Annotated in this window: 9 protein-coding genes and 2 tRNA genes; 1 reads left to right on the top strand and 10 read right to left on the bottom strand. The window is 47.2% G+C overall.

The window, feature by feature from the left end:
- Nucleotides 1-21: 21 nt before the first annotated feature.
- The gene (locus A1sIIB60_RS00060; RefSeq protein ID WP_095688712.1) at nucleotides 22-2067 is read left to right on the top strand and encodes a (Fe-S)-binding protein; all 2046 of its coding nucleotides are present in this window, start codon (nucleotides 22-24) and stop codon (nucleotides 2065-2067) included.
- A 130-nt stretch (nucleotides 2068-2197) separates the two neighbouring features.
- On the opposite strand, the gene A1sIIB60_RS00055 is transcribed toward A1sIIB60_RS00060, so the two are convergent.
- The 10 genes from A1sIIB60_RS00055 to dnaA all read right to left on the bottom strand — a co-directional run bounded on the left by A1sIIB60_RS00055 (nucleotide 2198) and on the right by dnaA (nucleotide 12764).
- Entirely contained in the window at nucleotides 2198-2737 is a 540-nt protein-coding gene (locus A1sIIB60_RS00055) for a rhomboid family intramembrane serine protease (RefSeq protein WP_223298685.1), read from the bottom strand.
- A 9-nt stretch (nucleotides 2738-2746) separates the two neighbouring features.
- Nucleotides 2747-3259, bottom strand: coding sequence for a peptidylprolyl isomerase (locus A1sIIB60_RS00050; RefSeq protein ID WP_095688710.1), 513 nt, complete (start codon nucleotides 3257-3259; stop codon nucleotides 2747-2749).
- Nucleotides 3260-3347: 88 nt separating this feature from the next.
- Nucleotides 3348-3420: transfer RNA gene (locus A1sIIB60_RS00045), tRNA-Ala, on the bottom strand.
- 13 nt (nucleotides 3421-3433) lie between these two features.
- Nucleotides 3434-3508 (bottom strand) — tRNA-Ile (locus A1sIIB60_RS00040).
- 95 nt (nucleotides 3509-3603) lie between these two features.
- Nucleotides 3604-6132 (bottom strand): DNA gyrase subunit A, encoded by a 2529-nt coding sequence (gyrA, locus tag A1sIIB60_RS00035; RefSeq protein ID WP_095688709.1) that lies wholly within the window; start codon nucleotides 6130-6132, stop codon nucleotides 3604-3606.
- Nucleotides 6133-8094, bottom strand: a complete 1962-nt coding sequence (gene gyrB, locus A1sIIB60_RS00030) for a DNA topoisomerase (ATP-hydrolyzing) subunit B (protein ID WP_095688708.1) — start codon at nucleotides 8092-8094, stop codon at nucleotides 6133-6135.
- A gap of 180 nt (nucleotides 8095-8274) precedes the next feature.
- The gene (locus tag A1sIIB60_RS00025) at nucleotides 8275-8727 is read right to left on the bottom strand and encodes a DciA family protein (RefSeq protein WP_095676893.1); all 453 of its coding nucleotides are present in this window, start codon (nucleotides 8725-8727) and stop codon (nucleotides 8275-8277) included.
- A complete protein-coding gene (gene recF / locus A1sIIB60_RS00020; protein ID WP_095688707.1) occupies nucleotides 8720-9823 on the bottom strand; it encodes a DNA replication/repair protein RecF in 1104 nt (367 codons plus the stop codon). Before recF ends, A1sIIB60_RS00025 begins: the two co-directional genes overlap by 8 nt.
- A gap of 10 nt (nucleotides 9824-9833) precedes the next feature.
- Complete coding sequence (gene dnaN, locus A1sIIB60_RS00015) at nucleotides 9834-10964, bottom strand: DNA polymerase III subunit beta (RefSeq protein ID WP_095688706.1); 1131 nt, start codon at nucleotides 10962-10964, stop codon at nucleotides 9834-9836.
- A gap of 387 nt (nucleotides 10965-11351) precedes the next feature.
- Nucleotides 11352-12764, bottom strand: coding sequence for a chromosomal replication initiator protein DnaA (gene dnaA / locus A1sIIB60_RS00005; protein ID WP_095688704.1), 1413 nt, complete (start codon nucleotides 12762-12764; stop codon nucleotides 11352-11354).
- Nucleotides 12765-12965: the final 201 nt, after the last annotated feature.

The following is a 12965-nucleotide window of genomic DNA, read 5'->3' as shown; positions in this document are numbered from 1 at the left end:
CCCGCTCGGTAACCTCGCGTTATGCGTATCGCCCTAGCCACACTTTCGTACACGATCACCGTTGTCGCTCTGGTTTTGCTGACGGTTCGGGTGCGCCAGTTGATTGGGATTTACCGCAAGGGCCAAGCTGATCCAACGCGCAGCAATGATCAGGGCGCGCGCTTTAAGAATATGTTGAAGGAAGTTTTGGGCCACACCAAGATGCTCAAATTCACTGCAACTGGAATTGCACACTGGTTTGTCATGATCGGTTTCGGTGCGTTGTTTGGAACTTTGGTTACCGCGTATGGGCAAGTTATCAATCCGGAGTTTGCATTGCCGTTTATTGGGCATTGGGTTGTTTACGAACTCTTCGCTGAATTTATCGCGATGGCAACTGGCGTTGGAATTGTTACCTTAATTGGAATTCGCCAAGTTACCCGTTTTCGCATGCTTAACCGTTTTGCTCGTTCGGGTATGGGTAAGGCATATTACGTTGAGGCAACAATCCTTGCAATTGTTTTCTGTGTAATTGCGCTGCGTGGACTCGAAGGCGCACTTGCTGGTGAAGGAAACTGGAACTGGCATTATGCAATTTCTTGGCCAGCAGTTCTCGCCTTTAAAGGTTTGAGTGTTGCATCTATTGAAACTGCAATCGTTTGGGTGGCGACAGCAAAGATTGTAATTTCGATGGCGTGGTTCATTGTTATTGCAAGCAACCTGACAATGGGTATTGCCTGGCACCGCTTCCTTGCCTTCTTCAACATTTTCTACAAGCGCAATAGCGATGGCAGCAATTCACTTGGCGCACTTCCTGAAATGTTGTCACACGGTAAGCCGGTTAACTTTGAAGATCCTGCCGAAGATGATGTCTTTGGTTTAGGAAATCGCGCAGATATTTCTTGGAAGGGTCTGCTCGATATGACTTCGTGTACCGAGTGTGGACGTTGCCAATCGCAATGTCCTGCTTGGCATACAGATAAGCCGCTTTCGCCAAAGCTATTGATTATGGCGATGCGCGATCACGCATTTGCTAAGGTAGTTGAAACTGAAGCGCTAGTTGGTGAGGACAGCCCTATTTCACTTGATGTTCTCTGGTCTTGCACTATGTGTGGTGCCTGCGTAAATGAATGTCCGGTTGATATCGAACACGTTGATCACATCGTAAATATGCGCCGGTTCCAAGTATTAGTTGAATCAGAATTTCCATCAGAACTCGGTGGCACATTCCGAAATCTTGAAAAGGCCGGCAACCCATGGGGTGCAAATAAACAAGATCGCGAAGGCTGGATCGCAGAGTGTGATTTCCCTGTCCGTGTAGTTGAAGGTGTGTTGCCAGATGAAGTTGAATATTTATTCTGGGTCGGTTGCGCGGGTGCTTATGAAGAACGCGCGAAGAAAACAACTAAGGCTGTTGCAGAGCTACTCCATATGGCGGGTGTTACCTTCGCAGTTCTCGGCAAGCGCGAGACGTGTACAGGAGACCCAGCACGCCGCTCTGGAAATGAATTCTTGTACCAAATACTTTCCCGCGAAAACATCGAAACATTTAATGAAGTATTTGCAGGGCGTCCAAAGGGTAAGAAGAAAGTTGTTGTTACTTGTCCTCACTGCTTTACAACTATCGGTCGTGACTACGCCCAGAGTGGTTTTGAACTTGAGATGATCCACCACACTCAATTACTTAACACTTTGATTAAAGAGAAGCGTCTAAAGCCAAGTCCACATAAGAGCGAACAGAAACTTACCTATCACGATCCTTGTTACTTGGGTCGTCACAATCAGATCTATGCACCACCACGCGAACTGCTTGAAGCTTCCGGTTGCGACATCACTGAGATGCCACGTAACCAGGAGCGTTCATTCTGCTGCGGTGGTGGCGGTGGACGTATGTGGATGGAAGAGAAGATCGGAACGCGGATTAACTTAAGTCGCGTTGATGAAGCAATCTCAACCGGTGTTGATGAAGTTGCAGTTGCATGTCCGTTCTGTCGCGTGATGGTTGGCGATGGGATGGTTGCGCGACAAAGCGATGTTGAGGTTTTGGATGTAGCTCAGGTGTTGTTGCGTAACGTTAAAAACGTTTAAGGGATTTCTCGCTAAGGACTGGGGAAAAGCCTTTTACAGTCCTTGCACTTCGAAATCCCTTTCACGGGTATAAACGAGGGCAATTGCTCGAACGAACTTATCCACAGGGTTTGTGCACAGTGTGGAGGAATTACACGCGTGTAATTCGAAGCAATACCGCGGTGGTTAGGTAGCCCCCAACAAGGCCTCCAAGGTGGGCGCGCCAGTCGACGCCGCCCAGGATGAAGCCGAATACGAAGTTAAGTCCGACGATTACATAGATATCGCGTACGCCGTCGTTGATCCGCTTGCGAAGTGCGATGAAGGCGCCGAATAAACCAAAGATTGCACCTGATGCGCCGACAGAAACGTAAAGCTCGGTTGTCAGATAGATCGAAGCGAGGGAACCGGTTAAGAGTGAGATAAGGAAAATTACAAGAAAGCGCGCTTTGCCGAGAGCAGCTTCGATGGGATTTCCTAAAACTAGAAGTGAGAACATATTAAAAAATAGATGTGTGAGTCCGCCGTGAACGAGAGCGACAGTAAAGAGTCGCCAGTATTCACCTGAATCTACAAATGGCCTGAAGAGCGCTGTGTAATCGTAAAACTCTGGATAGACCAGATTTAATAAGTACGCACCTGAAATTACTGTAATTAATGAGAGCGTTGCAGAACGCTTCATTTGGTACATATTTAAAAGTTAAGCGATTGTGACGCTATTGATTACAACTGGTGTAACAGGAACATCTTGTGCACCTGTTGGTGTTGAACCGATCTTGTCTACAACAGCCTGAGAAGCAGCGTCTTTAACTGCTCCGAAGATGGTGTGCTTGCGGTTCAACCAAGTTGTTGGTGCAACAGTGATAAAGAACTGTGAACCATTTGTTCCTGGGCCTGAGTTAGCCATTGCAAGAATGTATGGCGCATCGAATTGAAGTTCGCCGTGGAATTCGTCAGCGAATTGGTAACCAGGTCCGCCGAAACCTTTTCCTAGTGGATCTCCACCTTGAATCATGAAACCTGAAATGACGCGGTGGAAAATTGTTCCGTCGTATAACTTTGCAGTTGTCTTCTTGCCATCGCGTGGATCGGTCCACTCTTTTGCACCAGTTGCTAGTTCAACAAAGTTTGCAACTGTCTTTGGTGCATGGTTTGGGTAGAGCTCGATAACGATGTCGCCGAGTGTTGTGTGAAGAGTTGCTGTTGATGACATATATGTAGCCAATCGTTTAAGTGGATGAATTACATTAAATAAGAACTGTGTGGAGACCAGTTTTACTGGTTCCGAAATTAAAAATTTGTGGAGACCAGGGGAATCGAACCCCTAACCCCCGCCTTGCAAAGGCGGTGCTCTACCAATTGAGCTAGGTCCCCGTGTTAGAACGGGTGGGCCCAGGTGGACTTGAACCACCGACCTCTTCCTTATCAGGGAAGCGCTCTAACCAGGCTGAGCTATGGGCCCGCAAGAAAGATCTCTCTTTAATGCAGAAGCGCTAGGTTACTTGAACTTCTTCAAGAGACCAAAACGCGCCTTAGCGCAGGTGGGCAAGACTAGCGTTATTTGCCCGAAATCTCATCTTCCTGGTTCTGTGTAACAGAGACCAGTGCAACGCCTTCATCGAGGTTTACCAAGCGAACACCCATTGAGTCGCGGCCGGTTTGGCGGACTTCAGCAGCTGGTGTGCGCATAACGGTTCCTGCAGATGTGATCGCCAAGATTTCATCGGTATCAGCAAGAACTAGTGCGCTAACGAGTGAGCCACGTGAATTTTCGTCGATCTTGGCAGCTTTAATGCCGATACCGCCGCGACCTTGTAAACGATATTCATCGAGTGGGGTTTTCTTTCCGTAACCACCGTCGGTTGCAGTAAATACAAATGCTGTTGCTGTTTGTGAATCGATGCGCGCCATTGTTAGAAGTTCATCATCGGCACGGAACTTCATTCCGATAACACCACTTGTTGAGCGACCCATTGGGCGAAGGGATTCGTCATCTGCGGCAAAGCGAAGTGACATCGCTTTCTTAGAAACTAATAACAATTCATCGCCTTTATTGACAAGCGCTGCAGATACAACTTCATCACCAGGTTTTAGTGAGATTGCAATGAGTCCGCCGGTACGAGGTGAGTCGTATTCGGTAAGTGGAGTCTTTTTAACCAAACCAGTTTTAGTTGCAAGGACTAGATAAGGGGATGCGGTGTAATCCTTAAATGACAAGACTTGTGCAATTAACTCATCTGGCTTAAAGGCCATCAAGTTAGCAACATGTTGTCCGCGCGCATCGCGACCTGCATCTGGGAGTTCGTGCACTTTGGCGCGGTAGACGCGACCTTGGTTGGTAAAGAACAATAACCAGTCGTGTGTGCTGGCAACAAAGAAGTGGTCGACAACGTCGTCTTGTTTTAGCGCTGCACCTTTTACGCCGCGGCCACCGCGACGTTGTGATTTATAAAGATCTGCGTTGGTACGTTTGGCATAGCCACCACGAGTAATTGTGACGACCGCATCTTGATCTGGAATTAAATCTTCAGCCGAGAAATCACCTTCGCTAGCAACAATTTGGGTGCGACGTTCATCGCCATATTTTGCAGTGAGTTCAGTGAGCTCTGAAATGATTATCTGGCGCTGCTTTGCTTCGCTGGCCAAGATCTCGTTTAACTCGACAATATCGGTCATAAGCCCGTTGTATTCGTCGTTGATCTTCTGGCGTTCCAACGCTGCGATGCGGCGAAGTTGCATATCGAGAATTGCATTTGCTTGCACTTCATCGACATCAAGTAATTTCATCAAACCGGTGCGCGCTTCTTCAGGGGTGGTAGATGCACGGATTAAAGCGATAACCGCATCAAGAGCATCGAGTGCTTTGAGGTAGCCCTGCAAGATGTGGGCGCGTTTTTCTTTTTCGGCCAAACGATATTTAGTACGTCGGATGATTACTTCTACTTGGTGTTCGATGTAGAACTTGATGAATTCATCTAAACGCAGGGTGCGTGGCACGCCGTCGACAAGTGCCAACATATTTGCGCCGAAGGTATCTTGTAATTGAGTCTGTTTATAAAGGTTATTTAAAATAACTTTAGGAATTGCAGAAGATTGAAGAACAATTACTAGACGTTGGCCAAGACGCTCGTTGCCTTCATCGCGCACATCGGCGATGCCTTTGATCTTGCCATCTTTAACAAGTTCGGCGATCTTAAGGGCTAAGTTATCTGGGTTAACTTGGTAAGGAAGTTCGGAAACTACAAGACAGGTGCGCTTATTGATTTCTTCAACCTGCACAACTGCGCGCATCGTGATTGAACCACGGCCTGTGCGGTAAGCCTCTTCGATGCCAGTGCGTCCAACAATTAAAGCCTTGGTTGGGAAATCTGGGCCTTTAACAATTTTTAGAAGTTCGGTTAATAACTCTTCAGGTTTGATATCGGGATTTTTAAGAGCGTAGATAACGCCTTCGGTGATTTCACGTAAGTTGTGGGGCGGAATATTTGTCGCCATACCAACTGCGATACCGGCAGAACCGTTTACAAGCAGGTTTGGAAAACGACTTGGTAGAACATCTGGTTCTTGTGAACGGCCGTCGTAGTTTGGTGAGAAGTTAACGGTGTCTTCATCGATATCGCGCATCATCTCCATCGCGATAGGAGACAGGCGGGCTTCGGTATAACGCATTGCTGCAGCTGGATCGTTGCCGGGAGAACCAAAGTTTCCGTTGCCATCTACTAATGGATAACGAAGTGACCAGTGCTGGGCTAAGCGAACAACGGTGTCATAGATCGCGGTGTCACCGTGTGGGTGGTAATTACCCATGACATCACCGACGATACGTGAAGATTTGTAGTAACCCTTATCTGGTCGATAACCAGCGTCGTACATCGCATATAAAACGCGGCGGTGAACAGGCTTTAATCCATCTCGCACATCTGGCAAAGCACGGCCAACAATGACTGACATTGCATAGTCGAGGTACGAACGCGCCATTTCGACTTGTAGATCAACGGTTTCAATACGATCGAAATCATCACCAGGGTTAACCATGCCAGTGCGATCGACTGGAGTTACATCTTTAGGTTTTTTATCGTCAGCCATTTAGATATCCAAAAATCTAACATCTTTAGCGTTACGTTGAATAAATGCGCGGCGTTGTTCTACATCTTCACCCATAAGAACGGAGAAGAGATCATCAGCTGCAGATGCATCTTCAAGAGTTACTTGAATTAGCACGCGGTGTTCGGGATCCATTGTTGTATCCCAAAGTTCTTTCGCTGGCATTTCGCCAAGGCCTTTAAAGCGTTGGATACCGTCATCTTTTGGTAAACGCTTTCCGGCATCAAGACCGATCTTGATCATGCCATCACGTTCGCGATCAGAGAATGCGTATTCAATCGGATCTTTACCGCCCCATTTAATTTTATAAAGTGGTGGTTGCGCCAAGTAAACAAAGCCTTTTTCAATAAGTGGGCGCATAAAGCGGAATAACAAAGTTAAAAGCAATGTACGGATGTGCTGTCCATCGACGTCAGCATCGGCCATCAAAATAATCTTGTGATAGCGAAGTTTTTCAATATCGAAATCTTCGTGAACGCCAGTGCCGAGTGCAGTAATTAAAGCTTGCACTTCGTTGTTTTGTAGTACGCGGTCGATGCGTGCTTTCTCAACGTTAAGAATTTTGCCGCGAATTGGCAGAACTGCTTGGTTACGCGAATCGCGTCCACCTTTTGTGGAACCACCCGCTGAGTCACCTTCGACGATGTAGAGCTCACACTTTGATGGATCGGTCCATTGGCAATCTGCGAGCTTGCCGGGCATGCCACGGCCTTCGAGTAAACCTTTGCGGTTACGGGATAGATCGCGCGCTTTGCGCGCTGCAACACGAGCTGCAGCGGCATCGATGCTCTTGCGAACAATGTCTTTACCTTCTTGTGGGTTTTGTTCAAACCATTGGGTTAAAAATTCGTTTACAGCCTTTTGGGTAAATGACTTTGCTTCAGTGTTGCCGAGTTTGGTTTTTGTCTGGCCTTCAAATTGTGGCTCGCCAAGTTTGATAGAAACAATTGCAGTTAAACCTTCGCGAACATCATCGCCAGTTAGGCGATCTTCTTTCTTGCGAATGAATCCGGCTTCTTCGCCAAACTTGTTTACAACTGATGTAAGTGCGGTACGGAAACCTTCTTCGTGAGTTCCACCTTCGTGGGTGTGAATAGTGTTTGCGAAGGTGTAGACAGATTCAGAGAATCCGGCGTTCCATTGCATAGCGATCTCAAGTGAGAGTTTTGCTTTCTTATCTTCGGCGTTAAAGAAGATGATTGATTTATGGGTTTCGCCACGAGTTGAATTGAGGTGTTTTACGAAATCTGCAATACCGCCGTCGTATTTGTAATTTACATATAAAGGCTCGCCTTTATCGTCAACGTGGCCAGGACGCATATCGGTGAGGGTTAAACGTAAGCCTTTATTTAGGAAAGCCATTTCACGGAAACGGGTAGATAAAATTTCAAATGAGAAATCTGTAGTTTCAAAGATTTCGGTAGATGGCCAGAATTGAACTGTTGTACCGGTTTTGGTTGATGCTTCGCCTTTTTTAACTGGCGCGGTTGGAACACCAAGTTTGTAACTTTGCGACCAGAAGAAACCATCGCGTTGTACATCAACTGAAAGATCGGTAGAAAGCGCGTTAACTACAGAAATACCTACACCGTGTAGACCGCCAGAGACTGAGTAACCACCATCGCCGAATTTTCCGCCGGCGTGTAAAACTGTAAGAACAACTTCGAGCGCTGGCTTCTTTTCAACTGGGTGGATATCAACTGGGATACCGCGACCGTTGTCGATACATTGCAGTGAGCCATCAGGCATCAAAGTCACATTGATTTCATCGCAATAACCTGCGAGAGCTTCATCTACCGAGTTATCTACGACTTCGTAGACCAGGTGGTGGAGGCCGCGTTCGCCAGTTGAGCCGATATACATGCCGGGGCGTTTGCGGACAGCATCGAGGCCCTCAAGGACGGTGATCGAGCTGGCGTCGTAACCGCCGGACTTCTCGGACACTAAAGGCTCCTCACAAAATCAGGTTCTGGTCTTAAAAGGCACCTAGAAGGGGAATTCCTTAACTAAGCGCTCTAATCCTATCGGTAAAAAGAAAAGGCGCTAGCCACAATAAGCCTTAGGTGTGGGTAATGCGCCGTTTTCCGCGCAGGGGTGAGGGTTCCTAGTGGGTGGGGGTTTTTTCTAGCCGTAGGTGTCGCGCGGGCCGCGTTCGTTTTTGATGGTCCGAAGTCCGCGCTTCCAGGAAGGCGCTTGTGGCCCGATGAAATTTAAAGATTCCACGCCGGCATCAGGAGCGCTTTTTTGAACCGAGTGCAGAAGATCTAAACCAACAGCAGTTAATTGTGTTGCCCATGCAGTTGATGAACATTGCACAAGTAGTGCGCCTTCAAGAAGTGAGAGCGGTGTTGTGTGAGATGCGATCTCGTCGCCAACAATTGATTTCCAATTTGAGAAGAGCGTTCCTTCGGCGATACCTAAATGCCAATCGCGCTGCGTTATTAAATCTTCAATTACTTCATTGATAAGAGTTGGGTCGCCGGGTTTTGAGGTGCGCTCTTCAACAACTTTTGTTTTCTTTATAAATCCGGTTTTGTAGCTACGAAATAAATCCAGGGCAAGGTCGCGTTTAGACATCGGTCGCCCTTTCTTTACTTACTGCACCTGGAGATACGTAGTACTTACTTGATAATAACTCTGGGGGCAGATCACTTTCAACTGCGGCGGTAATAATTGTTTGCTCAGCCATTTTTGTAACTGAAGTTAACTGTGCACGGCGAGCGGTATCTAATTCGGCGAAGATATCGTCGAGGATTAAAATTGGTTCTGCGCCCTCAGATTTCAGTAAGTTAAAAGATCCAATGCGAAGTGAAATAGCCATCGACCAGGATTCGCCGTGGCTGGCATAACCTTTTGCTGGAAAATCGCCGAGCTGTAGGTGCAGGTCATCACGGTGCGGGCCAATTAGTGAAGCCCCGCGTTCGGTTTCTTGGCGGGCTACTTCTAGTTGGCGCGCGGTTAAGGTTTGGATGTTTTCATCGGTATTTGTGGTTAAGCCATCAGTTGCTGATTTATAAGCAATTGACGCAAGTTTTACTTCATTTAAATTGGCGTAGTTTGCGGTTACATATGGGCTTAACTCTTCAACCAAGGCAATTCTTTCAGCGCTTAATTGAGCACCTAAAGTGATTAACTGTTCTGTCCAAGGCGCCAGCGCATTTTCGGGAGCGCGAGTTTTTAGCAAGGTGTTGCGTTGTTTAACAACGCGGTCGTAATCAGAGATAACTCCCGCAAGACGAGGGCTGCGCATAATTAAAAGTTTGTCTAGAAAATCACGGCGGTGGGTTGGTTCACCACGCACTAGATCTAAATCTTCAGGTGAGAAGTAAATAACCTGCAGGGCGCCCAGAATTTCGCGTTGCGATTTAGTTGGGTTTTGATTTAACCGCGCGCGGTTAGCTTTACTGGCATTTATCTCTAGGTCTACCTGCAGGGTGCGATCATCCCGCTCGATCTCAGCACGAATGATTGCTTGATTGGTGCCGAGGTGTAGAAGTGGAAGGTTTTGAGAAACGCGGTGTGAAGAAAGGTATGCAAGGTAGATCAAACTTTCAGCGATATTTGTTTTGCCGGAGCCGTTATTGCCGATAAAGGTGGTTGGCCCAGGAGCTAGCTCAAGCTCGAGAGATTTATATGAGCGGAAATTAGTCAGCGCTAATTTTTTAACGCGCACTTAAGTGGCCTTAAGAGGCGTAGCGCATCGGCATCAAGAGGTAGCGATAGTTTTCGATTACCTTGCCATCGCGCTCTGATTTGCCCATGAGGATCGCTGGTTTATTTGAACCAGTGAATGAAATTTGTACAAATGAAGTTCCGACGGCTTGCAGGCCATCCGCTAAAAAGACTGGGTTGAAGGCGATTGAGATCGCTTCGCCATTTAATAGAATTTCAATTGCTTCGGTTGCTTGCGCTTCTTCACCGGCGCCAGCTTCGAGGGAGACAGAGTTGTTTGCAAACTCGAGGCGAAGTGGAACTGTTTTATCGGTAACGAGTGCAACGCGGCGAACTGAATCTAAGAAAGGTGCAACTTCAACGATTGCAGTGGTTGTTATCTCTTGTGGTAATAGGTGGCGGTATGGGGGAAATGTTCCATCTAACATGCGCGATGTCATCGACTTACCTTCGCCTGAGAAACCAGCTAGGCGATCGTTGCTAGTTGCCGGTGCGAAAGATAGTGAAACGTTCTTTGAACCAGTTAAAGATTTAGCGGCGTCTGCAATTGTGCGACCGCGCAACAGTGATGTTGTTGAGACTCCGGGTGAAGTTGGTTGCCAGTTAAATTCGCGGACTGCTAAACGGTAGCGATCTGTTGCAGCTAGCGTGACAGTCTCTTCGTTGATTTCGATATGAACACCGGTGAGTGTTGGTAGTGAATCATCACGCCCTGCTGCAATTGCAACTTGTGCAACTGCGGTTGCGAAAACATCACTTGCAACAACTCCGGTTGTTTCTGGAAGTTCAGGCAAGTTTGGGTATTCAGAGATTGAAAGGGTTGGCAGCGTGAACTTTGCTGAACCTGAAGTAACAAGAACACGAGAACCATCTAAGGTGATTGTGATTGGTTTATTTGGAAGGGAGCGAGAGATTTCCGCGAGTAACTTTCCGGGAACCAATACTTTTCCGGGTTGTGCGATATCTGCTTTAAAGAAAGATTTACTTGATGTTTCTAAATCGGAACCGGAGAGAATTACCTCATCGCCAGTGGCGTCGATAACGATTCCAAGAAGCTCGGTTTTAATTGGGCGGGTTGAAAGGCTCCGGGATACCCAGTTGACGCCATCTGTGAGCGCGCCTTGATCTACAGTGAATTTCACGCCGTAACCCTCTTTTTCTTTAGTTGAAAGTCTTGCACAGCAGGTAGGTTTTTAGTTAGTTGGGTTTTTAAAGATCTAAAAGCTGTGGGGTTCGCTTGGGGGCGGGTTTCTTGTATATATAGGTAGTAGTAGTAACCACCGTGGATATCTGTGGATAACGACGAAAAGTCCTGCTTAGAGGCGTTTTTACCTGTTGGAAAGTTGTGGACAAACCCAGCTTTTCTGTGTGTATTGAGCGCTTCTCTCATCGCAAACTCCCTTTTCCTAAAAACGAAACTTCTTTAACTCGGCTTTAACCACAGATTTCCCGTTGAAATCCACAGTTATCCACAATTTCTCCACAGTTGGGGGTAAGCACCCCAAAGCGTAAGAAATCGGACAAACCACCTAACCCCTATTTTGAGATTTGATCCGGTTGGTTAGCTCGGTTACTTGGTTATAGATAGACCGGCGTTCAGCCATCAGTTGGCGGATCTTTCGGTCGGCGTGCATAACAGTTGTGTGATCGCGGCCGCCAAATGTCTGGCCGATTTTAGGTAGTGAAAGCTCAGTTAACTCGCGGCACAAATACATCGCGATCTGGCGCGCATTTACCAAAACCCGAGAACGTGAAGTTCCGCAAAGGTCGTCGATCGTCAAACTGAAGTAAGCGGCGGTCTGGGCCATGATTGTCGGCGCCGTGATTTCTGGACCTGCGCCACTTGGAATCAAATCTTTAAGAACGATCTCCGCTAAACCTAAATCAACGCCCTGACGGTTGAGGCTTGCAAAAGCGGTAACGCGAATAAGTGCGCCCTCTAGCTCGCGAATATTTGTAGAAATTTTACTTGCGATGTATTCAAGAACATCATCCGGTGCATTTAATTTATCTTGCGCAGCTTTCTTGCGCAGAATAGCAATACGGGTTTCTAGTTCAGGTGGCTGGATATCTGTAATCAAACCCCACTCAAAACGTGAACGCAGACGATCTTCCAAAGTTGTTAATTGTTTTGGCGGGCGATCAGATGAGATAACTATTTGTTTATTGGCGTTATAAAGCGTATTAAAAGTATGGAAGAACTCTTCTTGGGTACGTTCTTTATTTTCCAAGAATTGAATATCGTCGACAAGTAGAACATCTAAGTCGCGGTAACGGCGCTGGAAAGCTGATGCCTTATCGTCGCGAATAGAGTTAATAAAGTCGTTGGTAAATTCTTCAGATGAAACGTAGCGAACTCGCACGCTGCCATAAAGCTCTTTCGCATAAGCGCCAATAGCGTGCAACAAGTGGGTTTTTCCAAGACCGGATTCCCCGTAGATAAACAACGGGTTGTAAGCCTTCGCTGGAGCTTCTGCTACTGCAACAGCAGCGGCGTGAGCAAAACGGTTTGATGCACCAATAACAAAAGTTTCAAAAATATAACGAGGATTTAATTGCGAAGGCTCATCGTTTTTACGAGTGCCAGTTTCGGTGTTGTCGCGGCCGGTGCCAGGACGTGATGGCGCAGCTTCAATAACAACCGCCGGCGCTGGGTGATCTGCGAGTTCAAGTGATTCATCGACCATCACTGCAATATTTGTTTTATCGCCGAGCTCGCGAGTAAGGACTTCATTTACAACAACGCGAAGTCGGGACTCGAGAACATCTTTTGCAAAAACATTTGGGGCTGCGACAAGTAGGTTTGTGATTCCACCATCGCTCTGGATTAACCCGAGAGGCTTAGTCATTGTTAGAAAGGCGCGGTGTTGTGGCTCTCCGAGTGAGACATGCTCGATAACCCGGTCCCAGAGGTCGGCGAGTTCGATCTCAACTACTGCCATAATTGCCCCCTTGGACTATCCACAATGTTATCCACAGGCTGTGGTCTAAAGTAGGGCTTTAGCCTTCATTTAGAGCCACTTTGACGGATGCCTGTGGACAGAGGTGAAAAGTAAGGCTCTTTCCTAAGAAAAGCAAGCGGTTATCCACAACCCTCAACCCAGGATCCAGTTTGACCCGACTCTATCCACACCTCTACCGTT

The sequence above is a fragment of the Candidatus Planktophila lacus genome, from assembly GCF_002288385.1.
Lineage (GTDB): Bacteria > Actinomycetota > Actinomycetes > Nanopelagicales > Nanopelagicaceae > Planktophila > Planktophila lacus_D.
Note: the sequence above shows the minus strand (reverse complement) of the source record. Positions and strands in the feature narration are given on the sequence as shown.

What these genes read in the sequence shown, in the direction of transcription:
- A1sIIB60_RS00060 (WP_095688712.1), top strand. Translation starts at nt 22, where the DNA reads ATGCGTATCGCCCTAGCCACACTTTCGTACACGATCACCGTTGTCGCT.
- A1sIIB60_RS00055 (WP_223298685.1), bottom strand. Translation starts at nt 2,737, where the DNA reads ATGTACCAAATGAAGCGTTCTGCAACGCTCTCATTAATTACAGTAATT.
- A1sIIB60_RS00050 (WP_095688710.1), bottom strand. Translation starts at nt 3,259, where the DNA reads ATGTCATCAACAGCAACTCTTCACACAACACTCGGCGACATCGTTATC.
- gyrA (WP_095688709.1), bottom strand. Translation starts at nt 6,132, where the DNA reads ATGGCTGACGATAAAAAACCTAAAGATGTAACTCCAGTCGATCGCACT.
- A1sIIB60_RS00025 (WP_095676893.1), bottom strand. Translation starts at nt 8,727, where the DNA reads ATGTCTAAACGCGACCTTGCCCTGGATTTATTTCGTAGCTACAAAACC.
- dnaA (WP_095688704.1), bottom strand. Translation starts at nt 12,764, where the DNA reads ATGGCAGTAGTTGAGATCGAACTCGCCGACCTCTGGGACCGGGTTATC.